This window comes from Olsenella kribbiana (genome assembly GCF_036408795.1).
Classification (GTDB): domain Bacteria; phylum Actinomycetota; class Coriobacteriia; order Coriobacteriales; family Atopobiaceae; genus Olsenella_L; species Olsenella_L kribbiana.
On sequence record NZ_JAZGJP010000011.1, the window covers coordinates 1 to 25,910 of the forward strand.

Here is a 25,910-nt window from a genome sequence, read left to right on the forward strand (position 1 = left end):
CTGCATGACCCTTCGCCATCTCGTCCCCCGATCCTCCGGATGCATCAGCCGTTCATCCATATGATGCAGCGGAGCGGCGACAGGAATTCCTGCGGTTATGCCGGAGGTCCTCAGCCATTTATCCGATTTGAATGAATATGTATTGTCCGATGAGGGCAGTATATATGGCATAGAATGTAATGACATAAATATATAGATGTACATACACGCCATTTGGAAGGAGTAATGATGGCTTCATCCACACTTACCATACGTCTCGATGAGAATCTCAAGCATGACGCGTCGGAAGTTGCTGAATACTATGGTCTCGATCTCTCTTCGGTTACGCGTGCTTTCTACAAGCAGATGGTCAACACACACCGCATTCCGCTGACATTTGCGCCTGAAGAGCCGAATGCTGAAAGCTCTGATGCCATTGCGGAGGGCAATGCATTTCTGGCTTCCGGAAAACCGGGCAGGTTCACGGACGCTCATAGCCTCATCGAATCGGCGATGGAGTGATGACTCGGCTCACTGCTGACTATTCGAAAGCATTCAGACGAGACCTCAAGAAGAAAGCTAGAAGGCGCGGATGGGATCTGTCTGAGCTTGAGAAGGTCATCGGCCTTGTTGTCGAGAACACTCCTGACACGCTTGAAGAGCTGAGACGTCGCCATAGTATGCATACTCTCTCAGGCAATTGGGAGGGGCGCAAGGAGTGCCATGTCGCGAATGCAGGTGACTGGCTTGTCATATGGTCATCCAACGATAAGGTTGCATTCTTTGAGCGAACTGGAAGCCATGATGAGCTGTTTGGACACTAATCGTGAGGGCCGCCGATCAATAGGCGCACCTTCTCAATCTGGTACGCTGCGGAGTGACGGATATTGCAGGCATGCGGAAGGGAGCTTGCTTTCAGGCAGGCTCCCTTCTTCTATATCTATCTCTATCATCTGATCTTATGCAGGCACGATCTCCACGTGGACCGTATCTCCCGGCTCCTTGCCGATGGCCTTCCGTATGTCCTTGCGGATGCCGATGATGTAGCAAATCGTTCCGTCATCGTTCTTCACGCCCATGTTCACGACGCTGCCGTCGTAGGGGACGCCGTCGAAGGTTGCATGGACCTTGAGGCGTCCCTTGCCGAAGAGTGCACGGATATCGCAGGGAAAGGCGACATAGGCACCACCCTTCTCAGGCACTGCCTGGATCGCCGCATCATAGGAGAAGGTCTGCACGCCAGGACCTCACGTTCTCAGGAAGCGTCAGCCAGGCCGCAGCTATGATCTCTGCATGGTCGAAGGCAAGGCCCTGACCTTCCACATCCTTCGGGCGGAGCCTTCCTGTGACAGGGGCTTCCTGAGTTGCGAAGGATGTCTCGAGATGGGCATCTCCTGCATCGAGCGCAAGCGTCGTCCTGCCAGCCTTCTGGCTCGGTGTGACCTTGAACCAGATGGCCTTGGCAGCATCGTCTCCTGCCTTCGCGATGGCGCCAGTGTCGTCGAGGGCGCAGAAGGCATAGGAGATTGTCCAGCCTCTCGGGTCTCTGCCTGGTGTGCTGAAGAGTCCTACCGGCTCGAGGGCGAGACCTGCCACATGCGTCTCCTCTTCGAGCTCGCGTGCCGCCGCTTCGTCTGCCGTCTCCTTCGGGTTCACGAAGCCGCCAGGGGTTGCCCAGCATCCCAGGAAGGGGTGTCCGCCGCGCTTCACGAGCAGAAGCTCGAGGTTGCCCTCCTTCTTCCTGAAGACGCAGATATCTGCCGTGAGCGAGGGCCTTGGATAGTTCTTCGGCGAATAGGCGGCCAGGAACTCCTCCTCGGTGAGGCCGTTCTTGTCACGCAGCGGTTCAGTCTCCATGCTGCCTCCTTGATGCAGCAGGCAGAAATCAGCTTTCTGTCTGAGTGATATACAAGTGCCTATATACCCGTCTCAGCAGAAGCAGCGTCTTGAGCGCCAGATTCTGGTGCTTTTGCCTCCTGTTTATCTTTGCGTGCTAAGGTAGGCTTTCCTTGCAGCTCCATTTCAGTTCTTGTCATTTGGCAGGCGATATCGTTGGGCACCGGAACAGGAGACAAGAAGGCCTCCATCCTCACGTATTTCCGTGATGAGTGGAAGACGCTTCTCGTCGTCACGTTCACAGGCATCCTCTACAACGTTGGCATGGTCCTGGGTCCCTGGCTCGAGGGCCTCATGGCACAGTGCCTGGCAGATATCCTCCAAGATCTCTCCGATGCCTCCTCGATGCTTCGGCTCTGCCTCTTCTATGTCCTGGCCATCGCCTTCGTGCAGGGCATGAGGGCACTCAAGCGCCTCTATGTGCGCAGGTTCGCAAACGATGTGGACCGCCGCATGAAGAAGACGCTCTACCGCAATCTCCTTTCCGGCAAGATTGCAAAGACCGAATCCGAGCGCGGCGAGGTCATGACCAAGGCGCTCTCCGATGTGGATGACTGCGTCGAGGGCATGCGCAAGTTCACGACCGAGCTCTTCGATACCGGTGTGGTCATGATCAGCTACCTTGTCGTGCTGTTTGCGCAGGATGTGCGCATCACGCTCCTTGCACTCATCTTTCCGCCGGTCTCCTATATCCTGGCGGCACGGCTCAAGGGTGTCGTGACAGGCGCCGTGGCAACGGCGAAGAAGGAAGTCTCTGCCATGTCTGCCACGGCTCTCGACAGGGCAGAAGGAGCGCTGACCTACCGCATCTTCGGCCTTGAAGAGGTGCGTGACCATCTCTTCGAGGATGAGCTCACGCGCTACGAGAAGGCAGAGGCCAAGGCCAATGTGCTCTCTGCATCCCTGATGCCGCTCTACCAGGCAGTAGCGCTTCTGGGCGTGCTGCCGATCTTCATCCTCGGTGCCCAGAACGTCGTCTCGGGTACCTGGGATATCGCAGTATTTACGATGTATGTCTCCGTGTTCCTGAAGCTCGCCGTGAAGTCCTCCCATGCAGCCAAGCTCTTCAATGCGGTGCAGATAGCCCAGGTCTCCTGGAAGCGCATCGAAGGCTACCTGTCAGAGCATGAGGAGGAAGAGCGGAAGGCAGCTGAGCCTTCCGGCATCAGGATCGAGCACCTGGGCTTTGGCTGGGAGGGGCAGGAGCCGCTCTTTGAGGACGTGTCATTTGCTGTGGCGCCGGGCGATATTGTCGGCGTCTGCGGTCCTGTCGCCTCGGGCAAGAGCTGTCTTGCTCGCTGCATAGCAGGAGAGCTCCCTCATGAGGGCACGGTCACGCCGCAGGGAGAGGGCGTCTTTTCCATCCTGGGGCATGACCCTGAGCTCCTCGATGCCACGATTGAAGACAATGTCTGTCTCGGAAGCGATGCAGATGCCACTCGAGCGCTTCAGGAAGCGTGCCTTGCAGATGAGGTCAAGGCTCTGCCTGAAGGGGAGAAGACCCTTGTCGGCGAAGGCGGAAGCAGACTCTCGGGAGGCCAGCGGCAGCGCCTTGGCCTTGCACGTACGCTCTGCAACAGACGTCCCGTCTGCATCCTCGACGACCCCTTCGCCTCGCTCGATGCGGCGACAGAGGATGAGGCATTCCGCAATCTGGAGTCCTGGGCCAAGGAGGGCGGCACGGCTGTCATCCTCATATCGCACCGCCTTGCACACTTCCCCGAGCTCTCCGAGATCGTCTGCCTGGCAGACGGGAAGGCTTCTGTCGGCACCCATAAAGAGCTTATGGGGACGTGCCCTGCCTATCGTGCGCTCTTCGAGGTCTCGGAAGGAGGCGAGGCATGATGGAGAAGGCATACGAAAGAAAGACGCATCCGGTACGTGCTGTCTTCGTCTCTTGCATGAAGGAGCATGTGCTGCTCACCGCGGCACTCATTGCTGTGATCGTAGCCTCCATCGTGTTGGCGCTCCTGCCGCCCTATATCCTCGGCCTCATCGTCGACGAGCTCGTGGCGAAGAATGCCTCCGTGCTCACGCTTGCCATCCTCTATGTCGCGGCGGTCTTCGGTCAGGGCCTGGCAGGAGCTGGCCAGGAAGCAGCCATTGCGGTCTTTGGCCAGAAGGTCACCCATAAGCTGCGCTCTGCCATGGCAGGAAAGCTCGACCGGCTGCCTGCTGCCTATTTCCATGAGCATGACGCAGGAGCGATCTCTGCCTGCATCGTGAACGATGTGGATGCAATCGAGGCACTCTTCGCCTCTGGCATTGTCGGCATGATCACCGATGTCTTTCAGGTCATAGGCATCGTCATTGCCATCTTCCTTGAAAGCACCGGCCTCGGCATCCTGGTCCTCATCGCGCTTCCTGTGGTGGCGCTCTGGACACGCTGGATCCAGAAGACGACGAGAGAGGCACGGCGCGATGCGCGTTCTGCCATCGCCCGCGAGAGCGCGCAGATTCCAGAGACCCTGCGCTGCCTTCGCATGGTGCAGCTCATGGGAGCCGAGCGTTTCATGGAAGGCCGCTACGGCAAGGCGGTGGATGACGGGTTTGCGGCGCAGACCCGCTCGAACTTCTGCGATGCCGTGTACTCTCCTGTTGTCATCTCCCTCTCCTCTCTTGTCATTGCTCTCATGATGGGCCTTGCCGGCTCGGGTGGTGCCTGGGCAGCATTCTTCGGTGTCAGTGTCGGCGGCGCTGTCACGGCCATCAGCTACGTCGGCAACGTCTTCACGCCCATCTCCGATATCGGCATGGAGATCCAGTCCATCCAGGATGCAGGAGCTGCCATCTCCCGCATCGGAGAGCTCCTCGAGGCTCCGGAGGAGAAGCTTCCGGAAAAGACAGGCGCGGAAGACAGGCAAGCAGCTGTCGCACTCTCGCATGTGACCTTCGGCTACAAGAAGGATGTGCCGGTGCTCGAGGATTTCTCGCTTAGCGTTGCGCCGGGCGAGCGCGTCACCTTGATGGGACGCACCGGTGCTGGCAAGTCCACCGTGCTCAATCTCGTTATGGGCCTCTACCAGCCGGATAGCGGCACAGTCTCTGTCTTCGGCGAGCCTGCGGGAAGCTTTGCAGCTGATGAGCGCAGGAAGACTCTGGGCTATGTGGAGCAGGGATTCAGGAGGATCCAGGGCACAGTCTTGGACGAGCTCACGCTGGGAGATCCGCGCGTCACAGAAGGGCAGGCGAAGGCAGCGCTCGAGCACGTCGGCCTCTGGGAGAGCGTTCTTGCCCTGCCAGAGGGCCTGGCGACGCCCTGCACGCAGGGTACGTTCTCGGAAGGCCAGTTCCAGCTTCTGGGCATTGCCCGCGCCATCGTCTTCGATCCGCCGCTTCTGCTGCTCGATGAGGTGACATCGCATCTCGATCCGGCAACTGAAGCGCAGGTGCTCTCCGCCCTCGATGCAGCAGCGGAGGGCAGGACCACGATATCGGTCTCGCACCGTCTTGCTGCAGCAGGCCACGGCGGCAGGATCGTCCATATCGGGGAAGATGCAGACTGAGCGTGGCCTCTCTGTGCGCTTCCTCATCACGTCTTTGCAGCCGCCCATCTTCGGGTACGCTTCTCTCTGATGGATGGACCAGCAAGGGAGAGACATGCCAGATTTGAGACAGCCCCAGGGCGGCACGAAGAAGCTTCACGGCATCCAGGTGCGCTCGAAGGCAGATATAGATGCCCAGAATCAGATGATCGAGGCCAGGAAGGCCCAGGAGGCCGCAAAGAAGGAACGCGAGCGCGAGCGTGCCAAGCTCGACAACGCAATCAATCCTTCAGCTGCAGAGCGCGGAGAGGATGGCTTTGCCATCCCCGATCCTGAGCACATGACGCCTGAGCAGTCTCAGGAGATGCTCCAGGTCTTCGCGCTCCAGCAGATGGACCGGCTCCAGAAGGCGGCAGGCCAGTTCCAGCGCGAGCACTATGAGCTGGCGCTCGATACGCTCGAGCCCTTGATCACGGTGCTCGACGACCTGGCTGACAAGGGCCCCGATGCAGATCCTTCGGTCTATGACTTCAAGGACGAGGTCGATATCGAGCTGGCACAGCTCACGGATGCCTCATTCAAGCCGGATGGGTATATGCCATCGCTCGGCGTCCAGGCACTGGGCCGGGAGCTCAAGGCAGACTGCCTCTACTACCTCGACCGTGCCGACGAAGGCCTCGACACAGCGACAAAGGCGCTTCGCTGGGATCCCTGGAATGCGCAGATTCATCTGAGGCGTGCATCCTTCCTCGATATGAAGCGCGACGAGGATGAGCTCGAGAAGGAACTGGAGCGTACCTATCCCTTGATTGCCCGCGATATCGATATGGCGGGCTACCACTTCTACCGCGCGCTCAACCTGATCCACACCCAGAGGATTCCGCTCGGCGTCGCACACCTCGTTGCCTTCAAGGACTTCGATACCGACCACGAACTCGCCGATGTGGATCCGATGCTTGCGCAGCTCGATGAGGGGCTCCATCATCCTGGCGTCTTTGCAAGCATCGACTCCAAGGAGGCGAAGCGCCGCCTCAGGCGTGCGGGGGAGCACTACGGTCCGAGCGAGACCGGCAAGTGCGCCCTCATGCGTGCGCTCGAGAAGGCAGTTGCCACCGGCCAGCGCGACGCCGTGCAGGACCTGGCTTCGCGCTACCGGAGGCTCCTGAAGACGCAGGGCGACCACGACAGGCTCGAAGAGATCCTGGCGGGCAAGAAGGTTTCGGAATTCTAGGAACTGCGGGAAGGCGAGGGGGCCTTCCTGGAAGGAGAGGGAACATGAAGGTCGTGCTTCTGAACGGAAGCCCGCGTGTTCATGGCAACACGGCGCTTGCGCTTTCCGAGATGGAGAAGATCTTTGCTGCAGAAGGCGTCGAGGCAGAAGAGATCGCTGTCGGCAGCAAGGCCGTGCGCGGATGCATGGCATGCGGAGGATGCGCAAAGACCGGCAAGTGCGTCTACGACGACGTCGTGAACGAGATTGCGCCGAAGTTCGAGGAGGCAGAGGGCTTGGTCGTCGCCAGCCCTGTCTACTATGCCTCGGCCAACGCGACCATTATTGCCGTGCTCGACCGCCTCTTCATGAGCACGCACTTCGACAAGCGGATGAAGGTCGGCGGCGCCATCGCCGTCGCACGCCGTGCTGGCACCGTGGCAACGCTCGATGAGCTCTACAAGTACTTCACGATCTCCGGCATGCCAGTCGCCTCGGGCAGCTACTGGACCGACGTCTTCGGCCAGAAGAGGGGAGAGGCTGCTGAGGATGAGGAAGGCATGGCAGTTGCCCGAAACCTCGCCCGCAACATGGTCTTCCTCATGAGGTCGATCGAGCTCGGACGCGAGCGCTATGGGCTTCCTGAGCGTGAGAGCTACCACATGACGAACATGATCCACTGAGCCTGAGCTCCAGAGATGAAGAAGGAGGGTCCGCTGCAGCGCATGCAGCGGACCCTCCTGTCATTGAGCCAGAGGCCTTGCTTCTATGCCTCGAGGAAGCCGAGGAACGTGTTGGCCTGGGCCTCGAGCGCCTCTTCATCAGCAGGGCCGAGGACAAGCTTGCCGGAGCCCCAGGACTCGCCGGAGAGGGCGATGCCAGCCTCTCCCTCTTCCATAACGAGGACACCGACGAAGCGCAGGAGCTTGTCGAGCATCTCGCGCATCTCGGCTGTGGCGGTACGGCCACCGGCACCGGAGACCGTTGCCTTCTTGCCGGCAATGACGACAGAGTCGCGGCCCTGGCCCGGAAGCGGACGGCTGAGCCAGTCGACGAGGTTCTTGATGTGTCCCGGATAGGAGCCGTTGTACTGCGGGCTCACGAACCAGATGCCATCGGCTTCGCGTACGGCGTCACGGATGCGCTTGACGGATTCAGGCTCAGGGTCTTCGAGGTCCTGGTTCATCAGAGGAAGGTCGGCATAGTCGAGACGGGAGACCTCTGCCTTGCCCTCGAGGAGCTTCTCGATCTTCTCTGCAAGCTGCTCGTTGAAGCCGTTCTTGCGGAGCGTTCCCACAACGATCAAGATCTTCGGTTCTGCCATGGTGATCATTCCTTTCCTTCGGGCCGCATTGCGGCCCCTTTCTTGCTATATTCCCGATTCTCAGAGCCCGAACGCGTAGCTTGTCATGCTGATCGAGCCAAGGTTCTGGATATGGTTGAAGACTTCTGCCTCCTCGCCCTGGGCTGCGCCGAGGACGGTCACGAGCGGCAGGAAGTGGTCTGGCGCCGGCACGGCGTAGGCTGCCTCAGGGAGCTTCTCGAAGTCTATGACAGCGTCATCGTCGCGCTTCTTCACAGCCTCGAGGATTGCATCGTCGAAGCGGAGGTTCTGAGGCGTGCCATGCGGGTTTTCCCAGTCGGCCTCGCGCAGGTTGTGCACGACATTGCCGGAACCCAGGACGACAAAGCCCTCATCGCGCAGGGCGCTGAGCTTCTGTCCGACCTCATAGGCGTACTTGGCATTCTTGAGGCCATTCACGGAGAGCTCGACCACCGGGATGTCTGCCTCAGGCAGCATGTGATGGAGCGGCGTCCAGACGCCGTGGTCGATGCCCCAGGTATCGTCGACAGCGACATCATCTCCCAGAAGCTCGAGCACGCGCTCGGTGAGCTCCTTCGAGCCAGAGGGACGGTAGTGGATTGCGTAGAGCTCAGGCGGGAAGCCGTACATGTCGTTTACCTGGCGGGGTGTCGGGTCTGACTGCACGAGCGTGCCGCGCGTGAACCAGTGGGCCGAGACGGCGAGGATTGCCTTCGGATGGTGTGCCTTGAGGCGCTCGCCGACAGAGGCCAGGCCTTCCGAGATTGCGTCATGCCTGAGTGCCATCATCGGGTCGCCGTGTCCGATGAAGAGGGCGGGCTGGCGTGTTTCGGTGCTGGTCGTGCTCATAAGTACCATCTCGCTTCCAGGTATCAATTCTGGACTTGCTTGTTGTCCTGTACTATAAATGACACTAAAGCGATAGCAATACTGTTTTTTCTCGCTACCTGGTATGTTTTCAGATACCTATGGCAGAAAGGAGATGGATATGGCACGACAGAAGCCAGAGCATTTCGGCACCTGCCCCTTCGTGACGGCACAGTGGGTGCTCCAGGGGAAGTGGACGATCGTGATCCTGCATCATCTGAGCGAAGGGACGCTCCGGTTCTCGGAGCTCCAGAGCAGGATGCCGCAGCTTACGCACTCGACGCTCTCTTCGCAGCTGAAGCAGCTCGAGGCAGAAGGGATGGTGAAGAGGACCGTCTATCCCGAGGTGCCTCCTCGTGTGGAGTATGAGCTCACGGAGCTTGGCCAGACCTTCCAGCCGGTGCTCGATGCGGTGGGCAGCTGGGGAGAGCGTTATATAGAATATCTTGATGCACAGGAGAAGAAGGAAGGCACGAAGGAGGACGTGAAATGACACCAGAGATGCTTGGCTATATCCTCATTCCGTTTGCTGGCACAAGCCTCGGTGCGGCGCTTGTCTTCTTCATGAAGGACGGGCTCTCCGAGAGGACGGAGCGCATCCTCGGGGGCTTTGCGGCTGGCGTCATGGTTGCAGCTTCGTTCTGGAGCCTCCTGGCCCCGGCACTCGAGCAGGCGGAAGAGACGCTCGGAAGCCTTGCCTTCATTCCCTGCGCGATAGGCTTCCTTCTCGGCATGGCCCTGCTTCTCATCCTCGATACGCTGACACCTCACATGCATCTCGATGGACAGGAGGAGGGCGTGAAATCTGGCCTTTCCCGCACGACGAAGCTCGTGCTTGCGGTCACGATCCACAACATCCCTGAAGGCATGGCGGTAGGTGTCGTCATGGCAGCGGTCCTCGAAGGCTCTGCCGGCGTCGGGCTTGCAGGCGCTGCTGCCTTGGCGCTGGGCATCGCTATCCAGAACTTCCCGGAAGGAGCCATCGTCTCCATGCCGCTTCGTGCTGAAGGCATGAGCAAGGCTAAGACGTTTGCGCTCGGCGTCCTTTCCGGCGCGGTCGAGCCCATTGCCGCCATCATCACCGTGGCGGCCTCTTCGGTCATCGTCTCGGCGATGCCGGTCCTTCTCTCCTTTGCAGCAGGCGCCATGATGTATGTCGTCGTGGAGGAGCTCATCCCGGAGATGAGCGAAGGGGAGCATTCGAACTGGGGGACCATCTCCTTTGCCCTTGGCTTTGTCGTCATGATGGTCCTCGATGTGGCGCTGGGATAGTAGGGGCGGAACAGCGAAGGCAGAAGCTCTGACTTCTTTTGTCAGCGGAGTGTAAGGTATCGGCGAGCGGCTTACGATGGATTTACGCAATGCGTACAATTCCATTACGTAAGCCGCTTTTTGCACTTTTACATGCGGATGGATGAAGCCCGTGGAGGCAACCTTTGATTACCTTCTCGCAGTTCCTTGCTTTGGTCTCGGCCAACCCCTTCCTCGCTCTCGTGATCATCCTCGTTCTCGGCACCATCTTCGTGAATGGCGCGACGGATGCCGCGAATGCGATTGCAGAGCCGGTGGGCACACGCTCGATCAAGGTCGAGCATGCCATTGCCATGTCCGTTGCCTGCAACTTCGTAGGCTTGGTAGCCATGACCATGATCTCGACAGCCGTGGCAGACACGATGTCCGATATGGTCGACTTCGGTGGCGATACCCATGCAGCGCTCATCGCCCTGGCTGCAGCCACGGTCGGCATCGTTGCCTGGGGTGTCGGTGCCTGGATCTTCGGCATCCCCACTTCCGAATCCCATGCCCTGATTGCAGGACTCACCGGTGCTGCCATCGCTGTCTCGGGCGGCGTCGAAGGCGTCAATTTCTCTGAATGGGCGAAGGTCATCTACGGCCTCGTGCTCTCGACCGTGCTCGGCTATCTTGCAGGCTGGGCCATCGCGAAGATCATCCCCTATGCCTGCCGGCATGCAGACCGAAGACGGGCCAACAACTTCTTTGGCACGATGCAGATTGCAGGTGCAGCGGGCGTTGCCCTCATGCACGGCGCACAGGATGGCCAGAAGTTCATGTCTACGGCAATGCTTGCCATCGCCCTCTCTGCAGGCACGAGCATCTCGGACCTTGGCGGCTTCCCGCTCTGGATCGAGGTCCTCTGTGCCGGCGTCATGGCGCTCGGCACGGCCGTGGGCGGCAAGCGCATCATCAAGAAGGTCGGCATGGAGATGGTGACGCTCGAGAAGTATCAGGGCTTTGCCGCCTCTGTCTCTGCAACGGCCTCGCTCTTCATTGCCACGGTCACCGGCCTTCCGGTCTCGACGACCCATACGAAGACCGCCGCGATCATGGGCGCCGGCGCTGCCAAGGACGTGCGTTCCGTGAACTGGGCCATTGCGAAGGACATGGTCTACACCTGGCTCTTCACGTTCCCGGGCTGCGGCATCATCGGCTTTGTCCTCGCCAAGCTCTTCCTCCTGTGGTTCTAGACGCGAATCCCTATCTCGAAAGGAATGGTGGCCCATGGCCCGCATGAAGAAAGAAGATCCGTTCTACACGAAGCTCAAGGACTTTGCAGCTGCGATCGAGGAGTGCGCAGTCGACTATGAGAAGCTGATACGCGGCTATCCCGAGACGGAGATCATGATTCCGCAGATGAAGCTCCATGAGTCGGAATGCGACCAGCGCGTCCAGGCCATCATGAAGGAGCTCTATACGTCCTTCATCACGCCGTTCGACAGAAACGATGTAATGGACCTTGCCCTCAAGATGGACGACGTCGTCGACAACATGAAGGGCGTCTCGACGAGGCTCGATCTCTTCAACGTCTCCCATATGCGCTCAGAGGCTGTCCAGATGGCAGAGCTCACGCTCATCGCTGCCAAGCAGATGCATGAGATGATTGACCGGCTTCCGCACTACAAGGACGATCCGGAATGCATGCAGATAGCCATCTCGATGGGACACATCGAGGATGAGGGAGATTCCGTATACGAGAACGGCGTGAGGAAGCTCTTCCAGGAAGAGAAGGAGTCGAGACCAGGCCATATCGTGGGATGGCTCAGGATCTTCGACCGCATGGAGGAGTGCCTGGACTCCATCGATGCGGTGGCAGGCGTTGTCCGCTCCATTGTCATGAAGTCTGCGTGATTGCGGGACACAGAGAGAGTTTCTGGAGGGGTGCGCGAGCGCCCCTCCGTCCTTGTCTGGCGGCTGCTTGGTATATGCTGTACGTCCAGGACAGCAGGGAGGCAGCATGAGCCGCGTGGCAGACGAGATGGACGATCTTTTCGACGAGGAAGAAGGGGAGAGCCTGGACGTTCTCCTCATGGCAGAGGATGCCGACATCTCCGGCTGCGTGTTTGCGTGCGAGACGCTTTCCGGATCCTTTGGCCATGCAGAGTTCGAGCGCTGCACGTTCCGCCAGGTCTCGTTTGCAGATACCCGCTGGGCGCGGGCAAGCTTCGATGGCTGCACGTTCTCGTCCTGCGACTTCACGGGTGCGCATATGGCAAGAAGCTTCCTGCGTGATTGCAGGCTTTCTGACTGCCGCTTCACGGGAGCAGACTTCCATGGGTCCTATATCGAGCGCGTCTCGTTCAGATCGTGCCTTCTGGGCTATGCCAACCTTTCCGAGTCGAAGGCACGGCATGTGAAGTTCGTCTCTTCCGCACTTCGGGAGGCAAGCCTCGACCATATGAAGGCGAAAAGCCTTGCATTTGAAGATGCCGACCTCACGCGTGCCGAGCTCTTCGGCACGAGCCTCAAGGGATGCGACCTCTCATCCTCCACGATCGACGGCATCCGCATCTCCGATACGTTTGCAGAGCTCAAGGGAGCTTCTGTCTCGCTCGGCCAGGCGCCGCTTGTCCTTGCGATCCTGGGCGTGCAGGTGAAAGAGCTCTGATCTGGTAAGCGGAGAAATTTCCCGAAGGGCTGAATTAATCGGCAGACGGCTCTACGTGCGCATCTGGCCACGGGGGCGCTTCCAGCGTGCTATCGTGGCCACGGTGGAAGCTATCTGTACAGGCGGCGATGCCTGCCTGTTTCTATCGGAAAGGGATGTTGCTCCATGGAGAAGAAGATGCATACCCGCAAGGTCGTGATCGTCGGCGCTGGTCGCGTCGGTTCGCACTGCGCGCTCTGCCTGATGTTCCGTCACCTCGTGAACCAGATCGTCCTCATTGACGTGAACCGCGAGGCAGCAGAGGCCCAGGCCATGGATCTCCAGGATCTCGCTAGCGGCCTCGGCGAGTCGTTTACGATCCGCGCCGGAGACTACTCCGACTGCGCCGATGCCCACTTTGTCATCATGACTGCCGGCAGGAGCAGGAAGCCGGGCCAGACCCGTCTCGAGATGCTCGGCGCCACGATGCAGGTCCTGGACGGCATCGTCCCCCAGATTCGCGACTCCGGATTCCAGGGCATCCTGATCTCCGTCTCGAACCCGTCCGATATCGTTGCAGAGTACCTGTACCGCACGATGAAGCTGCCGCGCGGCCACGTGTTCGGCACGGGTACGGCACTCGACTCTGCCCGCCTGCGCGGCATCATCGGCCGCGAGATCGGCGTCGATTCGCGCCAGGTCAATGCCTTCTGCATGGGCGAGCACGGCGATTCGTCGTTCATTCCGACGTCGCACATCTCCGTCGGCGGCATCCAGCTGCGCGAGTACCTGTCGATGAGGAAAGGCGGAGAGGCGCAGCTCGACTTCGACGATATCAAGAAGCAGGTCAAGGAGGCCGGCAGCCGCATCGTGAAGGGCAAGGGCTGCACGGAGTTCGGCATCGCTTCCATCGTGAGCCAGATCATCATGTCGATCCTGCACAACGAGCGTGCTGTCATCCCTCTGTCGGCTCACCTCGAAGGCGAGTACGGCGAGTCCGGCATCTCCATCGGCGTGCCGTGCATCCTGTCTGACCAGGGCGTCGAGCAGGTGCTCGAGATTGACCTCACCTACGATGAGCGCCGTGCCATGAGGAGAAGCTGCGACATCGTCCGCGAGAACCTCGACAAGGTGTTCCCCGAAGCCTGAGGGAGGCCCAAGGAAGAGCGGGAGGGCTTCCGGCATCTGCCGGGAGCCCTCTTCATGATGCGCAGGAAGGTCTTCTGTTTGCGAGGATGATTCCTGCTGCAATCAGGACAAGGGCAAGCGCCGTTGCGGGGCCGACAGGCGTGCCCTCGCTGCCGATCGTCGCGAGCGAGAGCGCGACGCCGAAGACAGGAATCAGGAACTGGTAGGGCGCGATGCGGGAGATATCGTTGTCCCTGAGAAGAAGGCTCCACGAAGAGAAGCCGACAGCGGATACCACCGCAAGCCAGACAAGGACCGCAAGCTCTGCGAAGGTGGCTATCTCGAGCCTGCCGCCGAGGATGAGCCCCGCCGCCAGAAGGCAGGCTCCGCCCAGCATGAACTGGAGGCCGCAGAGCTTGAGAGGGTCCTCTGACTGTGCCTTCTTCCTCATGAGCGCGGTCGCTGCCGCACCTGCGACGGAGGAGGCAAGCATCAGGGTCTCGCCCCAGCCGAAGCGGCTGGATTGCCCGATGCCTCCGGTCGCGACCAGAAGGCCGGCAAAGCCGCAGAGACAGCCCAGGGCCTTGTTCAGGGTCATCTTCTCCAGACGGAAGACGAAGCAGGAGGCCAGAAGCATCATGAAGACGCCTGCACCCGACGCGATGGAGCCTGAGACGCCTGTTGCATGGGCAAGGCCGACATATCCCAGAAGCTGCTGGGCGAAGACCTGGAAAAATCCGATCTGGGCAGCAGCGCGAAGCTCGGCTGGGGTGGCGTGCCAGCTGCCAGTCCTTGCGCCCTGGAGGACATAGACGATGATGCCGCCCAGGACAAAGCGCGGTCCGGCAAAGACGAGCTGGTCCGCAACGTCGGCAGAGGAGATGCCGAGGAGTGCATAGCCGATGCGGATCGCAGGAATCGCAGATCCCCAGAGGGCACAGCTGAGAACTGCAAGGGCAAAGACGGCATAGGCAGAGGAGAGCCTCTTTCTGTCCGAGACGCTCATCCTCGGCTCCTGAGAGTGGAGGCGAAGGCGGAAAGCTCGTCTGCATCCTCCATCTTCGTAGCCCAGCTCGTGACGAAGCGGATGATCCTTCTGCCATCGGGGAGCACGGAGATCGTCTCGGCGCCGCAGGCACCGCGGAAGGCAAGCTCTTCTGCTTCTGTCACATAGAAGAAGAGCTGGTTCGAATCGTGTCCGCCATAGGGCTCGAAGCCGAGCCTGGAGAGGCCTTCGAAGAGCCGCGCTGCGCTTCTGTTCGCCTGGCGCGCATAGCGGAGCCAGGGCAGGTCTCCGTCTTCGTCCGGCGTGAAGGCGCGCTCGAACTGGACGCCCAGAAGCCTTCCTTTTGCCATGAGGCCGCCGCGCTCCTTCTGGACATAGGGGAACGCTTCCTTGAGGCGTTCGTCCGTGAAGACCAGCGCCTCTCCGAACAGGAGCCCATCTTTCGTGCCGCCAAGCGTGAAGGCGGCCGCGCGCTTCGCGATGTCTTCGAGCGCAAGGTCCGCGTCCCGGGCTTCGAGGGCGCTTGCAAGACGTGCGCCGTCCACATAGATCGGGATATCATGGGCGTCTGCCCAGTCTGCAAGCGCAAAGAAGCGCTCGTGGGACCAGACGCCGCCGATCTCGGTCGTGTCGGCGATGTAGATGAGCGCCGGCTTTGTCATATGCCTGCCTCCTGCGCACTGGCGCTCCCAGATGCGTTCTGCAGCGTCAGGGGAGACGAATCCGTCTGTATCGTCAGTGAGCAGGATCGTCCTGCCGGCTGCTGCGACAGCTCCGGTCTCATGTGTCGCGATATGGGCAAGCGGGGTTGCGATGACACCTTCCCAGTCACGGAGCATGCCGGTGACTGCGATGAGGTTGACCGAAGTGCCGCCGACACAGAACTCGACCGCAGCATCGGGAAGGCCGACCGCTTTGCGGATGAGCGCGCGGGCACACTCGCAGTGGATATCTCCTTCCGTGTAGCCGGGGCACTGCTCCTCGTTCGTGTCGATGAGAGCCTGGAGCACCTCTGGGGCGGCACCTTCCGAATAATCGTTCCTGAACATGCGCATGGGCAGATCCTTTCTGATGTTTGGACTATCGTAGCAGGGCAGCTGTGGAAAATGGCGGAACCTGCGTGGCCATGAGGAACTTGATGGCAGGGCACTGAGATGTAGGTGAAGTGCCGTCTTTGTTTCAGGGCTGTTCCACCTACCGCCACATTATGGTTACGGTTGTAGACTCTTCACACAATCGGAGCCGGGCAAGAAGGGCTGGCTCCCGAGTCGATTGCGTGAGGAGCGTGTCATGGTTCAGAAGAAGGATATCGACTGGCAGAGCCTTGGCTTTGCATATCAGCCGACCGATTACAGCTACGTCTCGAACTATAAGGATGGTGCCTGGGACGAGGGCGGCCTTACCCCTGACCACACTGTCACGCTTTCCGAGTGCGCCGGCCTTCTGCACTATTGCCAGGAGGTCTTCGAGGGCCTCAAGGCCTATACGACCAAGGATGGCCGTGTCGTCTGCTTCCGTCCCGATCAGAACGCCCACCGCATGCACGATTCCGCAGAGCGCATCGTGATGCCGCCGTTCCCTGAGGACCGTTTCGTCGAGGCAGTCGACGAGGTCGTCCGTGCCAATGCAGCCTGGGTGCCGCCTTTCGGCACGGGCGCAACGCTCTATATCCGCCCGCTCATGTTCGCTACGGGCGACGTCATCGGCGTCAAGCCTGCTGACGAGTACCAGTTCCGCATCCTCGTGACGCCGGTCGGCGCTTACTACAAGGGCGGCGTGAAGCCGGTCAAGGTGCAGGTCTCCGAGTACGACCGTGCAGCACCCCACGGCACCGGCAACATCAAGGCTGGCCTGAACTACGCTATGTCGCTCTATCCGTCTGTCCTGGCGCACAAGGCAGGCTATGCGGACAACATGTTCCTGGATCCCCAGACCCGCACCTACGTCGAGGAGTCCGGCGGCGCGAACTTCCTGTTCGTCGACAAGGAGGGCACGCTCGTCGTTCCGAAGAGCGCCACGAACTCCATCCTGCCGTCCATCACCCGCCGCTCGCTCGTTGATGTGGCTGAGCACTACCTCGGCATGAAGGTCGTCCAGCGCCAGGTACGCTTCGACGAGATCGGCAACTTCGTCGAGTGCGGCATGTGCGGCACCGCAGCTGTCATCTCCCCGGTGGGCGAGGTCGACAACGGCGACGAGAAGATCGTCTACGGCATGGATCACGTCGGCCCTGTCATGAAGAAGCTCCGCGAGACGCTCACTGGCATCCAGTCCGGCGAGATCGAGGACAAGTTCGGCTGGGTCCACGAGATCAAGGTCGACTAGCTTCTCAGGCCATTGCGCATTCAAGGCGTCCTGCTTCGGCAGGACGCCTTTTTCGCAGAGGAATTTCCTGCCTGCCCTCGGAAACTGTCCCGATTTGTCGTGACTCTTAGCTGAAAAGTGCCATACAGTTGAGGGACGAAAGGAACCCGAATCGAAGGGCAGGCAAGCATGGGCAGCTTCATCAAGGAATTCAGGGAGTTCGTGTCCCGCGGCAATGTGATGGACATGGCAGTCGGCATCATCATCGGCGGTGCATTCACGAACATCGTGACATCGCTCTGCACGAACATCATCAATCCTCTGATCTCCTTCATCTCCGGCGGCGGCGCCGAGGTCACGGGCCTCGTCGTGCCGGGCACCTCCATCGACTTCGGTGCCTTCATCACGGCTGTCATCAACTTCTTCATCGTCGCCTTCATCGTCTTCTGCATGGTCAAGGCCATGAACCGCTTCAAGGAGGCAGAGGACAAGCTCTTCCATACGAAGGAGGAAGAGGTCGAGAAGAAGGCACCGAAGTGCCCGCACTGCCTCGAAGAGGTCAAGGAAGGCGCCACGAGGTGCCCGCACTGCGGCGGCGAGATCCCTGGCGGCGCGCACGCCGAGTAGAGGCACAGGAAAGATCGCTCTGCTGTCGATGCCTGTCCCTCATGTGGGGCAGGCATCGTGCATGATGGGGGGAATGAGGCGAAAGCGCTATACTTGCGAGCGGCCGTGGAAGGCAGGAAGCAGGAGCTCCTCTGTTTGTGGCCACGGCTGAGAGCATGCTTCAGCATGCAGGAAGGAGCCTTTGATGGCACAGAAGATTCAGGGTACCGAGGACCTCTATGGCGGATACATGCGCAGCTGGCAGCATATGCAGGATGTTGCACGCGACCTCTTCGGCACCTATGGCTTCGATATGATCGAGACGCCTGCCATCGAGCAGGTCGATACCTTTGTCCACGGCATCGGCGAGTCGACGGATGTCGTGCGCAAGGAGATGTTCCGCGTCGTCTCTGGCGCCCTCTTCGAGAACCTGCTCGAGGCAGGCACGGAGAAGGGACTCAAGCCGAAGCAGCGCATGGCCATGAGGCCGGAAGGCACGGCAGGCGTCGTGCGTGCAGCTGTGGAGAACAACTTCGTGCCGCAGGGAGCGGCGCCTGCGAAGCTCTGGTATGCGGAAGCGATGTTCCGTGGCGAGCGTCCGCAGAAGGGACGCCTGCGCCAGTTCCACCAGGTCGGCGTCGAATGGCTCGGCGCGGCAGATCCTGCAGCCGATGCCGAGTGCATCATCATGCTCATGGAGTTCTACAAGCGTCTCGGCTTCGATCCTTCGAAGCTCAGGCTCTCGATCAACTCGATGGGCGATGCAGCCTGCCGTCCTGCCTACCGCGAGAAGGTGCGGCAGTTCATCTTGGACCACAAGGACGAGATGTGCGAGGACTGCCTCGAGCGTGCCGACATCAACCCGCTCAGGAGCTTCGACTGCAAGAATGACCACTGCCGCGAGGTCATGAAGTCCGCACCGCTCGTGACAGACAACCTCTGCGACGACTGTCGCGAGCACTACGAGAAGGTCAAGAAGTACCTCGACGAGGCAGGAGTTGCCTACGTCGAGGATCCGACGCTCGTGCGCGGCCTTGACTACTATACGCGCACGGTCTTCGAGGTCGAGGCGACCGATGCCGGCGTCGGCGCTATCGGTGGCGGCGGCCGCTACGATGGCCTCATGGAGCTCGAAGGCGGAAAGCCGACGCCGGGCATCGGCTTTGCCGTGGGCTTCGAGCGCATCGCGCTTGCGCTTGCTGCCCAGGGCAGCACGCTCGAGACGCCGGAGCCTGAATGCATCTATGTGGCAGGCACGTCGGCAGAGGAGCGCGAGGCTGTCTTCAAGGCGACGCTCGCCTTGAGGAACGCCGGTGTCCGTGCGGAGGCTGACTACCAGGGACGCTCGCTCAAGAGCCAGTTCAAGCAGGCAGACAAGCTCCATGCACGTCTCTGCGTCGTTATCGGTCCGGATGAGGTCGCAGCAGGCGAGGCGACGCTGCGCGATATGGATACGCACGAGCAGGTGCAGGTGCCCTTCGAGAGCCTGGCGGATGCCGTGAAGGCACGCCTCGCGTAAGAGCGCAGACAGATGATTCAGCGGGGCTCCCGTCTTCGGATGGGAGCCTTTTTACATAAGGAGTGGCAGCTCCTTCATTGCACAGGCGTGTCGGCGCCGAGCTTTGGCTCCGCTCTTCTGCTATAAAGAAACAGTCATATCGTGAGGCAGGAAGGCTTCCCATGCATATCCCCGAGAACTATCTGAGCCCTTCGACCTGTGGCGTGCTCACCGCTGCCATGGTCCCCGTCTGGGTCCATGCCACAAGGCGCGTGCGCGAGACCGTGCCGAAGAACAAGATGCCTCTTCTGGGCCTCGCTGCTGCCTTCAGCTTCCTCGCGATGATGTTCAATGTGCCGATTCCCGGAGGCACGACAGGGCACGCCGTCTGCGGCACCCTGATCGCGATACTCTTTGGCCCTTGGGCAGCGACGATTGCGCTCTCGGTTGCGCTTGCACTCCAGGCCATCCTCTTCGGCGATGGCGGGATTCTGGCATTCGGCGCGAACTGCTTCAACATGGCCTTCATCCTGCCGCAGGTGGGGTATGGCATCTATACCTGGCTCATGCACCGGAAGAAGAAGGGTGCGTCCTCGTTGAGATCCGAGCTTGTGGCTGCAGGCATTGCCTCCTACGTCGCAATCAACGCAGCGGCGCTCTGTGCTGGCATCGAGTTCGGCATCCAGCCCCTCCTCTTCACGGATGCTGCCGGCAACGCGCTCTATTGTCCTTATCCGCTCTGGGTCTCGGTCCCTGCGATGCTTGCGGGGCACCTCACGGTGGCGGGCGCTGCCGAGGCAATCTTCACTGTTGGCATCCTGGCCTATGTGAGGAAGGCTGCCCCTTCCTTCGGAATCGAGGGGCTCGGTGCGACGGACAAGGACGCCTCCCGCTCGAGCAGGGCGATGGCAGCTTTGATGTGTGCCCTCATCGTGCTTGTGCCGCTCGGCCTTCTGGCCGAAGGCGATGCGTGGGGAGAATGGGCGCCCGAAGACGTGAGCGCTGCGGTCGGCTATGCACCTCAAGGCCTTTCCTCTGGCTGGATGTGGGAGGCGCTCATTCCTGACTATTCGTTCGGGGCACTTCCAGACTGGGCTGGCTATGTCCTTTCTGCCGTGATTGGCGCCGCCGTGCTCGTGATCGTGTTCCGGCTTCTCGCAGCAGGAGGAAAGCAGAAGGCCGATTTTGGCACGCGATAGGGAAGAGGCACGGGAGCTGCCTGAGTGGCTGCTGACAGATGAGCGCTACGAGCCTGCAGCTGACAGGGATTCATTCATACGCAAGAGCATGGAGGCCGTGGCAGGGGTCCTGGCACGCCTGAGGCTTGATGGAGGCAGGCCCTGGGCGCTCTCTCCCTCTGCTCCCGTGAAGCTCGCGCTTGGCCTTCTTGCCATCATCCTCGGCTCCTGTGCCACGAACTTCGCGTTCACGCTTCTGCTTCTTGCTGTCACGCTCGTGCGCATGGCGCTGCTGCCGCAGAAGGCGCTTTCGCGCTGCTTGAAGACATCTGCGGGAGCAGCCATCCTGAGTGCTCTCCTGATGCTTCCAGCCATCCTTCTGGGACAGGCGAGCTCGGCGCTTCTTATCGGCACGAAGGTCTTCGTCTCGGTCTCGATCGCAATGATCGTGGCGCTCTCGACGCCGCTCTCCGAGCTCACCGGGGCGCTTCGCGCCTTCCATGTGCCGAATGTCTTCATCCTGACTGTCGAGCTGGCATTGAAGAGCATCTATGACCTCGGACAGACGGCGCTCGAGGTGCTCGGATCCCTGAAGATGCGAAGCGTTGGCAGGAACCACGAGAAGGGAAGCGCCCTGGGCGGAGTCGGCGGCGTCGTGCTCCTGAAGGCGCAGCGGGCAGCGAAGACGACCTCGGATGCCATGCGCTGCCGCGGCTTCGAGGGGGACTATATCGTGCCCGACACGCTCGCATTCCGTCCGGCCGATGCGCTCTGGGCGGCAGGCGCCATCCTGCTTGTGGTGGCTTTCCTTGTGCTCGAAGGCGTCCTCTAGGCCGTCTGGTCCTCTGCGTTCTTGAAGTAGTCGGGGAAGGCAGAGAGGACCTCTTCCTTTTCGTCGAGCATCACATGGAGATGGTGCTCGACGAGGTAGGCTGCCTCTTCGGGATCGTGGTGCACGAGGGCGCCAAGGAGCTGCTCGTGCTCGTCCAGAATGGACTGCCAGCCGAGGCCGCGTGCCTTCACATGGAGCCAGCGGAAGCGGTCGAGGTCGACAGCGCCGCGTGCAAGCCAGGCCCACTCGTAGGTCCTGCCGGCAATCGTATAGATCGCTTCGTGCATCGCGTTGTCTGCATCGAAGAACGCCCTCTGGTCATGGCTCCTGACGGCTGCCTTCTGCGCTTCGATCGTGGCGCGCATGCCCGAGAGGCTCTCTTCCGTGCAGCGTGCTGCTGCCTCGCGCACGACAGGACGCTCGATATTGAGGCGCAGGAAATGGGCGCTCTTGGCCGCATCCATATCGATGAGGGAGACATAGCTGCCGCTCTTGGCCTTCGTATAGACAAGGCCTTCCTGCTGCAGGCGCACGATTGCCTCGCGTACCGGCGTCCTGCCGACGCCGAAGGTCTCGCGCACATCCTTGGCAGAGAGGCGCTGTCCGGGAAGATACTCGAACTCGATGATGCCGCGCTTCAGGCGCTCATATGCCTCGTCCTGCTGCTTGTCGGGAAGCTCGGCTGCTTCCTGGCGCTCTTCGACCTGCTCTGTCGTCCCTGCCATGGATGGAATCTCCTCTCGTACCTTTCTTGGCTAGCATACCACGCAAACTAGCATCCAAGAAATAGAGAGAGCTGCATCTGTCGGCCAAACGGCGGCATTCGGGCAATTACTTGTGCGTCAGCAGGAAAGACGTGGGCTGCAGCTGAGGCAGCTCCTGAATATCCGTTCGCATAGATTTCCTCCATCTGGCCAGATTTCCTCTATACAACGGATAACTAACATGCTAGATTTGGAATCGTTGAGAGAGACAGAGCCGCAGGAGCCCAGAGGGGCAGGCGGATCTGCGCCGGAAAGGATGGAGCATGAAGCTTGAAGGCAAGGTTCTGACCTTCGGAGAGATCATGATGAGGCTGTCGCCTCCCGATCATCTACGCCTTGAGCAGGCAAATTCGTTCGATGTGCGGTATGGCGGGGCAGAGGCGAACGTCGCGTTCTCTCTGGCATATCAGAAGGATGATGCAGCATTCGTCTCCATCGTGCCGGAAAGCCGCATCGGCGACTGCGCATTGAGGAGCCTTTCTGCCTACGGCGTCGACGTGAGCCGCGTCGTGCGCAAGGGCGACCGTCTCGGCAGCTACTTCTTCGAGATCGGCGCTTCCGAGCGCTCGAATGGCTGCGTCTATGACCGCAAGTACTCCGCGATGAATCTCGGATCCCACACGGACTTCGACTGGGACAAGATTCTCGACGGTGTCAGCGTCTTCTATGTGAGCGGCGTCACGCCGGCTGTGTGCCCGGAGATGGCAGAGTCCGCCTATGAGGCACTGGCGGCTGCAAGGAAGCACGGCATCGTGACCGTCGCCGACCTCAACTACCGCAAGCTCTGGACGCCGGACGAGGCAAAGAAGTTCTGGAAGCGTGCCCTTCCGCTCGTCGATATCTGCATCGCAAACGACGAGGATGCCCCTTCCTGCCTTGGCATCTCCTATGGCTCGGGCTCCCTTGCCACGGGCATCGAGGAGAAGGATGCCTACGTCCAGATTGCAGACGAGCTTGTCCACACCTACGGCGTCAAGATGGTCGCTTCCGTCATCCGCGACATCCGCTCCGTCGAGGACTCCGACTGGATGGGCATGATCTATGCAGACGGGAAGGCGCACTTCTCTTCGGTGCATCACATGCATGTGCTCGAGGGGGTCGCTGGAGGCGATGCCTTCGCAGCAGGCCTCATCCACGCCCTGCTTCACGGGATGGACTACGATGCAGCTGCATCCTACGCGATTGCCGCATCCGTCCTGAAGCTCACGATCAAGGGCGATTCGAACTTCGCCACGGCAGAGGATATCGCAGCGGTAGCTGCAAAGGGTGCAGGTCTCAGGGTCAGCCGCTAGAAAACAAGTGAGGAGACAGATATGTCTTACATGGATTCTTTCTACGAGAATGTCGAGAAGATGGGTGTCGTGCCTGTCGTCGTGCTGGACAAGGCAGAGGACGCAAAGCCGCTTGCCGAGGTCCTCGTCGAGGGCGGCCTTCCTTCTGCCGAGGTGACGTTCCGCACGGACGCCGCCGCCGAGTCGATCAAGATCATGGCAGACGAGTGCCCTGACATCATGGCCGGTGCTGGCACCGTGCTCACCGTCGAGCAGGCAAAGCGCGCTGTCGATGCAGGCGCCAAGTTCATCGTCTCGCCGGGCTACAACATGGACGTCGTCGAGTGGTGTCTCGACAACAAGGTTCCGATCATTCCGGCAGGCGTCACCCCGACCGAGGTCACCGCTCTTGTGAACAAGGGCCTCGAAGTCACGAAGTTCTTCCCGGCTGCCCAGTACGGTGGCCTTGCCACGATCAAGGCGCTTGCCTCCGTCTTTGTGGGCCATAGGTTCATGCCGACAGGAGGCGTGAATGCCCAGAACCTCGCAGCCTACCTCGCAGATCCTGCCATCATCGCCTGCGGCGGCACCTGGATGGTCAAGCCCCAGATGATCCGCGAGCACCGCTTCGACGAGATGCTCGCCCTCACGAAGGAAGCGGCCGAGATCGTCCGCTCCACCCGCGCATAGCCCCTCTTCCTGGCTTCCTCCTTTCCCCCAGGAAGAGCCGTACAAGCTTTGAAGGCGCCCTCCGGACTGATTGCATCCGGAGGGCGCCTTCATGTGCATAGAAGGAGGACCGGCTGAGGCAATAGGCAGCAGAGGCTGCTTCGTGCCTGGAAAGGATTTCTGGAGGCAGAGGCGATGCCCTGGCCCTTGAAGAGCCTGCTTCGTCCTGTCTGCTCCTGCTCGTCTCGGAGAGAGAGGGGGGAGCAGGCCTGCTCCTGCCAGCTCTCCTGTTCCAGGAGAGGATGGGAGCCGAGATGGAGTTCCCCTCTGCAAGGCAAGGGAGCTGAGAGCAATGCAGCCTCCCCGGACGTGCCGGAGAGGCTGCAGGCAATAGATGCTCTGGTTAGGACGTGCTAGGCAGCAAGCGGAAGCTGTGCCGGCTGTGCCACGTCGTCCGTCGTGAGGCCAAGGAGCTGGCCTGGCGTCTTCTTCACGAAGCTCTTGTCGTGGTGCACCGCATAGGAGATGAGGAGCGTCCAGAGCGGCAGGAGGTAGAGGAAGCAGGCGAAGACGACCGAGGTCGAAGGGGCGCCGATGAAGGAGAGCACAGCCACGCAGGAGAGGCTCCAGGGGATGATGCCGGCAAGGACGACTGCGCTGTTCTCGAGGTCGAGGGCAAGTGCGGTGCCGGTGCCCTCGGTCGGGCGGCAGATCTGGTCGGTCAGCATGATCGAGAGCGTCTGGTTGCAGGCCATGCAGTTCGCGATGAAGCTCGTCACGAGGACGCCGAGGAAGGGCGTCGAGCGCTTCGAGAGCTCCCAGACCTTCGAGCAGACGCCACGCAGAAGCCCCGTCCCATCGAAGATGCCCGAGTAGGTCGAGCTCACAAGGATGATCGAAGCGACGTTCATCATTGACAGCACCCCTCCGCCATCAAGCATCGAGGCGATCGTGCGGTCCGTCGACGTATAGCCGAAGATGAGGAGGCCTGGAAGATCCTGAGGTGCCACGCCCTGGACAGCTATGCAGATGATGCAGGCAAGCACGAGCGATGCAAGCATCGTCTTCTTGACGGGAACGCGCATGAGCGAGAGGACGACGATTGCAAGGGCAGGAATGGCAAGGACCCAGCCCATGTGGAACGAGCGGGAGAAGATGGATGCCATCTGCGGCATCGAGGAGGCGTGCTGCGTCGTGAAGCCGAAGGCTGCATAGATGAGGCAAGTGAGCGCGAAGGGCACGGCAGCTGTCTTTGCCATCCTGAGCACGTTCTTCGTGACTTCGGTCTTCGTGAGGCCGGCAACGAGGAGGGCAGAGCCGCTCATCGGACTCATGCGGTCGCCGAAGAAGGAGCCGGCAAGGATTGCGCCGCCTGTGAGGACCTTGTCTGCACCCATTGCCGATGCGATCGTCATGCAGATGACGCCCATCGTCGCAGCGGTGCCGGTCGAGGTGCCCATGAGGGTGGACATGAGGCAGCAGGCAAGGAAGGTCATGAGGATGAAGATGCCAGGGGTCATGAGGCTTGCGCAGACGCTCACGGTATAGGGGATCGTGCCCGAAGCCCTCCATGCCGCGCACATCATGCCGACAATGAGGTAGAGGATGAGGACATCGCGGACAGACTTCATGCCACTTCCTGCCATGTGCGCTACCTCGCGCACGCTGTGGCCCTGCTTCAGCGCATAGCCGGAGAAAAGGGCAAGGCCCGCTACGAGGATCCAGACGATGGGCACGCCAGCTGCAATGCCTGCGACAAGCATCGCGGCAAAGACGGCGAGTACGATGGATTCTGTCATGGCGGACCTTCCTGAGAGCATTTCTTTCCTGAGCGCGAAAAGCAGGATAGGACCCTTGAAACAATGAGTCCAACTGTTATATTCGGTTATGAATACAAAGAAATCTAGTAACTCGACAGTTCCTTTGTTTCGGGCACGTTTCCGCAGGTCACAGACAGTCCGTCTCTCTGCTGTCGGAAACAGGACGCATGGAATGAGGCACTGTCTGCAT

27 protein-coding genes are annotated in these 25,910 nt (G+C 60.5%); 19 read left to right on the forward strand and 8 right to left on the reverse strand.

The features are described from left to right. Positions 1-228: 228 nt before the first annotated feature. Both VXJ24_RS08115 and VXJ24_RS11505 read left to right on the forward strand, forming a co-directional pair. On the forward strand, positions 229-501 hold the full coding sequence (locus VXJ24_RS08115) for a type II toxin-antitoxin system RelB/DinJ family antitoxin (RefSeq protein ID WP_330972427.1): 273 nt from the start codon (positions 229-231) through the stop codon (positions 499-501). Further along, complete coding sequence (locus VXJ24_RS11505) at positions 501-803, forward strand: type II toxin-antitoxin system RelE/ParE family toxin (protein ID WP_430623816.1); 303 nt, start codon at positions 501-503, stop codon at positions 801-803. The genes VXJ24_RS08115 and VXJ24_RS11505 overlap by 1 nt, the downstream gene beginning before the upstream one ends. A gap of 135 nt (positions 804-938) precedes the next feature. On the opposite strand, the gene VXJ24_RS08120 is transcribed toward VXJ24_RS11505, so the two are convergent. Together VXJ24_RS08120 and VXJ24_RS08125 are read right to left on the reverse strand one after the other, a co-directional pair. Next, positions 939-1,217 (reverse strand): DUF1905 domain-containing protein, encoded by a 279-nt coding sequence (locus VXJ24_RS08120; protein WP_330972428.1) that lies wholly within the window; start codon positions 1,215-1,217, stop codon positions 939-941. Beyond that, positions 1,198-1,836, reverse strand: coding sequence for an NUDIX domain-containing protein (locus VXJ24_RS08125; protein WP_330972429.1), 639 nt, complete (start codon positions 1,834-1,836; stop codon positions 1,198-1,200). The genes VXJ24_RS08120 and VXJ24_RS08125 overlap by 20 nt, the downstream gene beginning before the upstream one ends. 195 nt (positions 1,837-2,031) lie before the next feature. On the opposite strand from VXJ24_RS08125, the gene VXJ24_RS08130 reads away from it, so the two are divergent. The 4 genes from VXJ24_RS08130 (at position 2,032) to VXJ24_RS08145 (ending at position 7,253) form a co-directional block, all read left to right on the forward strand. After that, on the forward strand, positions 2,032-3,720 hold the full coding sequence (locus VXJ24_RS08130) for an ABC transporter ATP-binding protein (RefSeq protein WP_330972430.1): 1,689 nt from the start codon (positions 2,032-2,034) through the stop codon (positions 3,718-3,720). Further along, positions 3,717-5,381 (forward strand): ABC transporter ATP-binding protein, encoded by a 1,665-nt coding sequence (locus VXJ24_RS08135; protein WP_330972431.1) that lies wholly within the window; start codon positions 3,717-3,719, stop codon positions 5,379-5,381. Before VXJ24_RS08130 ends, VXJ24_RS08135 begins: the two co-directional genes overlap by 4 nt. A gap of 94 nt (positions 5,382-5,475) precedes the next feature. After that, a complete protein-coding gene (locus VXJ24_RS08140; protein ID WP_330972432.1) occupies positions 5,476-6,591 on the forward strand; it encodes a hypothetical protein in 1,116 nt (371 codons plus the stop codon). 44 nt (positions 6,592-6,635) lie between these two features. Beyond that, positions 6,636-7,253 carry a flavodoxin family protein gene (locus VXJ24_RS08145; protein WP_330972433.1) on the forward strand — a complete coding sequence of 206 codons (618 nt, stop codon included), beginning with the start codon at positions 6,636-6,638 and terminating at the stop codon, positions 7,251-7,253. An 83-nt stretch (positions 7,254-7,336) separates the two neighbouring features. Here the strand turns inward: VXJ24_RS08145 and VXJ24_RS08150 are convergent, their stop codons facing one another. Beyond that, on the reverse strand, positions 7,337-7,894 hold the full coding sequence (locus tag VXJ24_RS08150; protein ID WP_330972434.1) for an NADPH-dependent FMN reductase: 558 nt from the start codon (positions 7,892-7,894) through the stop codon (positions 7,337-7,339). A gap of 60 nt (positions 7,895-7,954) precedes the next feature. Next, positions 7,955-8,743 (reverse strand): dioxygenase family protein, encoded by a 789-nt coding sequence (locus VXJ24_RS08155; protein ID WP_330972435.1) that lies wholly within the window; start codon positions 8,741-8,743, stop codon positions 7,955-7,957. Between the two features lie 139 nt (positions 8,744-8,882). Between VXJ24_RS08155 and VXJ24_RS08160 the strand changes: the two genes are divergently transcribed. The 6 genes from VXJ24_RS08160 to VXJ24_RS08185 all read left to right on the forward strand — a co-directional run bounded on the left by VXJ24_RS08160 (position 8,883) and on the right by VXJ24_RS08185 (position 13,793). Then, complete coding sequence (locus tag VXJ24_RS08160) at positions 8,883-9,254, forward strand: winged helix-turn-helix transcriptional regulator (RefSeq protein ID WP_330972436.1); 372 nt, start codon at positions 8,883-8,885, stop codon at positions 9,252-9,254. Then, positions 9,251-10,033, forward strand: coding sequence for a ZIP family metal transporter (locus VXJ24_RS08165; RefSeq protein ID WP_330972437.1), 783 nt, complete (start codon positions 9,251-9,253; stop codon positions 10,031-10,033). The genes VXJ24_RS08160 and VXJ24_RS08165 overlap by 4 nt, the downstream gene beginning before the upstream one ends. A gap of 164 nt (positions 10,034-10,197) precedes the next feature. Continuing rightward, positions 10,198-11,247 (forward strand): inorganic phosphate transporter, encoded by a 1,050-nt coding sequence (locus VXJ24_RS08170; RefSeq protein WP_330972438.1) that lies wholly within the window; start codon positions 10,198-10,200, stop codon positions 11,245-11,247. A gap of 34 nt (positions 11,248-11,281) precedes the next feature. Then, entirely contained in the window at positions 11,282-11,908 is a 627-nt protein-coding gene (locus tag VXJ24_RS08175; RefSeq protein ID WP_330972439.1) for a DUF47 domain-containing protein, read from the forward strand. Between the two features lie 106 nt (positions 11,909-12,014). Continuing rightward, positions 12,015-12,665, forward strand: coding sequence for a pentapeptide repeat-containing protein (locus VXJ24_RS08180; RefSeq protein WP_330972440.1), 651 nt, complete (start codon positions 12,015-12,017; stop codon positions 12,663-12,665). 165 nt (positions 12,666-12,830) lie between these two features. Next, complete coding sequence (locus tag VXJ24_RS08185; protein ID WP_330972441.1) at positions 12,831-13,793, forward strand: L-lactate dehydrogenase; 963 nt, start codon at positions 12,831-12,833, stop codon at positions 13,791-13,793. Positions 13,794-13,845: 52 nt separating this feature from the next. Here VXJ24_RS08185 and VXJ24_RS08190 read toward each other — a convergent pair whose 3' ends face one another. Both VXJ24_RS08190 and VXJ24_RS08195 read right to left on the reverse strand, forming a co-directional pair. Further along, positions 13,846-14,778, reverse strand: coding sequence for a DMT family transporter (locus tag VXJ24_RS08190; protein ID WP_330972442.1), 933 nt, complete (start codon positions 14,776-14,778; stop codon positions 13,846-13,848). Beyond that, entirely contained in the window at positions 14,775-15,833 is a 1,059-nt protein-coding gene (locus tag VXJ24_RS08195) for a threonine aldolase family protein (RefSeq protein ID WP_330972443.1), read from the reverse strand. Before VXJ24_RS08195 ends, VXJ24_RS08190 begins: the two co-directional genes overlap by 4 nt. A gap of 217 nt (positions 15,834-16,050) precedes the next feature. Here VXJ24_RS08195 and VXJ24_RS08200 point away from each other — a divergent pair, with 217 nt between their 5' ends. The 5 genes from VXJ24_RS08200 (at position 16,051) to VXJ24_RS08220 (ending at position 21,196) form a co-directional block, all read left to right on the forward strand. Beyond that, on the forward strand, positions 16,051-17,103 hold the full coding sequence (locus tag VXJ24_RS08200; RefSeq protein ID WP_330972444.1) for a branched-chain amino acid aminotransferase: 1,053 nt from the start codon (positions 16,051-16,053) through the stop codon (positions 17,101-17,103). Positions 17,104-17,271: 168 nt separating this feature from the next. Beyond that, positions 17,272-17,709 carry a large conductance mechanosensitive channel protein MscL gene (mscL, locus tag VXJ24_RS08205; RefSeq protein ID WP_330972445.1) on the forward strand — a complete coding sequence of 146 codons (438 nt, stop codon included), beginning with the start codon at positions 17,272-17,274 and terminating at the stop codon, positions 17,707-17,709. A 184-nt stretch (positions 17,710-17,893) separates the two neighbouring features. After that, positions 17,894-19,207 (forward strand): histidine--tRNA ligase, encoded by a 1,314-nt coding sequence (gene hisS, locus VXJ24_RS08210; RefSeq protein WP_330972446.1) that lies wholly within the window; start codon positions 17,894-17,896, stop codon positions 19,205-19,207. Between the two features lie 161 nt (positions 19,208-19,368). Continuing rightward, a complete protein-coding gene (gene cbiM / locus VXJ24_RS08215; RefSeq protein ID WP_330972447.1) occupies positions 19,369-20,385 on the forward strand; it encodes a cobalt transporter CbiM in 1,017 nt (338 codons plus the stop codon). Beyond that, complete coding sequence (locus VXJ24_RS08220) at positions 20,372-21,196, forward strand: energy-coupling factor transporter transmembrane component T family protein (RefSeq protein WP_330972448.1); 825 nt, start codon at positions 20,372-20,374, stop codon at positions 21,194-21,196. The genes cbiM and VXJ24_RS08220 overlap by 14 nt, the downstream gene beginning before the upstream one ends. Here the strand turns inward: VXJ24_RS08220 and VXJ24_RS08225 are convergent. After that, positions 21,193-21,921, reverse strand: coding sequence for a GntR family transcriptional regulator (locus tag VXJ24_RS08225; protein ID WP_330972449.1), 729 nt, complete (start codon positions 21,919-21,921; stop codon positions 21,193-21,195). The two genes, VXJ24_RS08220 and VXJ24_RS08225, sit on opposite strands and share 4 nt — an antisense overlap. Positions 21,922-22,223: 302 nt before the next feature. On the opposite strand from VXJ24_RS08225, the gene VXJ24_RS08230 reads away from it, so the two are divergent. Then, positions 22,224-23,252: a sugar kinase gene (locus VXJ24_RS08230; protein WP_330972450.1), complete on the forward strand. Its 1,029-nt coding sequence runs from the start codon at positions 22,224-22,226 to the stop codon at positions 23,250-23,252. Between the two features lie 30 nt (positions 23,253-23,282). Further along, entirely contained in the window at positions 23,283-23,921 is a 639-nt protein-coding gene (gene eda, locus VXJ24_RS08235) for a bifunctional 4-hydroxy-2-oxoglutarate aldolase/2-dehydro-3-deoxy-phosphogluconate aldolase (RefSeq protein ID WP_330972451.1), read from the forward strand. A gap of 392 nt (positions 23,922-24,313) precedes the next feature. Here the strand turns inward: eda and VXJ24_RS08240 are convergent, their stop codons facing one another. Beyond that, on the reverse strand, positions 24,314-25,699 hold the full coding sequence (locus tag VXJ24_RS08240; RefSeq protein WP_330972452.1) for a Na+/H+ antiporter NhaC family protein: 1,386 nt from the start codon (positions 25,697-25,699) through the stop codon (positions 24,314-24,316). Between the last annotated feature and the right edge of the window lie 211 nt (positions 25,700-25,910).

What these genes read in the sequence shown, in the direction of transcription:
- VXJ24_RS08165 (WP_330972437.1), top strand. Translation starts at nt 9,251, where the DNA reads ATGACACCAGAGATGCTTGGCTATATCCTCATTCCGTTTGCTGGCACA.
- VXJ24_RS08230 (WP_330972450.1), top strand. Translation starts at nt 22,224, where the DNA reads ATGAAGCTTGAAGGCAAGGTTCTGACCTTCGGAGAGATCATGATGAGG.
- VXJ24_RS08125 (WP_330972429.1), bottom strand. Translation starts at nt 1,836, where the DNA reads ATGGAGACTGAACCGCTGCGTGACAAGAACGGCCTCACCGAGGAGGAG.
- eda (WP_330972451.1), top strand. Translation starts at nt 23,283, where the DNA reads ATGGATTCTTTCTACGAGAATGTCGAGAAGATGGGTGTCGTGCCTGTC.
- VXJ24_RS08225 (WP_330972449.1), bottom strand. Translation starts at nt 21,921, where the DNA reads ATGGCAGGGACGACAGAGCAGGTCGAAGAGCGCCAGGAAGCAGCCGAG.
- VXJ24_RS08115 (WP_330972427.1), top strand. Translation starts at nt 229, where the DNA reads ATGGCTTCATCCACACTTACCATACGTCTCGATGAGAATCTCAAGCAT.
- VXJ24_RS08240 (WP_330972452.1), bottom strand. Translation starts at nt 25,699, where the DNA reads ATGACAGAATCCATCGTACTCGCCGTCTTTGCCGCGATGCTTGTCGCA.
- VXJ24_RS08135 (WP_330972431.1), top strand. Translation starts at nt 3,717, where the DNA reads ATGATGGAGAAGGCATACGAAAGAAAGACGCATCCGGTACGTGCTGTC.
- cbiM (WP_330972447.1), top strand. Translation starts at nt 19,369, where the DNA reads ATGCATATCCCCGAGAACTATCTGAGCCCTTCGACCTGTGGCGTGCTC.
- VXJ24_RS08160 (WP_330972436.1), top strand. Translation starts at nt 8,883, where the DNA reads ATGGCACGACAGAAGCCAGAGCATTTCGGCACCTGCCCCTTCGTGACG.
- hisS (WP_330972446.1), top strand. Translation starts at nt 17,894, where the DNA reads ATGGCACAGAAGATTCAGGGTACCGAGGACCTCTATGGCGGATACATG.
- VXJ24_RS08190 (WP_330972442.1), bottom strand. Translation starts at nt 14,778, where the DNA reads ATGAGCGTCTCGGACAGAAAGAGGCTCTCCTCTGCCTATGCCGTCTTT.
- VXJ24_RS08150 (WP_330972434.1), bottom strand. Translation starts at nt 7,894, where the DNA reads ATGGCAGAACCGAAGATCTTGATCGTTGTGGGAACGCTCCGCAAGAAC.
- mscL (WP_330972445.1), top strand. Translation starts at nt 17,272, where the DNA reads ATGGGCAGCTTCATCAAGGAATTCAGGGAGTTCGTGTCCCGCGGCAAT.
- VXJ24_RS08155 (WP_330972435.1), bottom strand. Translation starts at nt 8,743, where the DNA reads ATGAGCACGACCAGCACCGAAACACGCCAGCCCGCCCTCTTCATCGGA.
- VXJ24_RS08180 (WP_330972440.1), top strand. Translation starts at nt 12,015, where the DNA reads ATGAGCCGCGTGGCAGACGAGATGGACGATCTTTTCGACGAGGAAGAA.
- VXJ24_RS08175 (WP_330972439.1), top strand. Translation starts at nt 11,282, where the DNA reads ATGGCCCGCATGAAGAAAGAAGATCCGTTCTACACGAAGCTCAAGGAC.
- VXJ24_RS08140 (WP_330972432.1), top strand. Translation starts at nt 5,476, where the DNA reads ATGCCAGATTTGAGACAGCCCCAGGGCGGCACGAAGAAGCTTCACGGC.
- VXJ24_RS08145 (WP_330972433.1), top strand. Translation starts at nt 6,636, where the DNA reads ATGAAGGTCGTGCTTCTGAACGGAAGCCCGCGTGTTCATGGCAACACG.
- VXJ24_RS08195 (WP_330972443.1), bottom strand. Translation starts at nt 15,833, where the DNA reads ATGCGCATGTTCAGGAACGATTATTCGGAAGGTGCCGCCCCAGAGGTG.
- VXJ24_RS08185 (WP_330972441.1), top strand. Translation starts at nt 12,831, where the DNA reads ATGGAGAAGAAGATGCATACCCGCAAGGTCGTGATCGTCGGCGCTGGT.
- VXJ24_RS11505 (WP_430623816.1), top strand. Translation starts at nt 501, where the DNA reads ATGACTCGGCTCACTGCTGACTATTCGAAAGCATTCAGACGAGACCTC.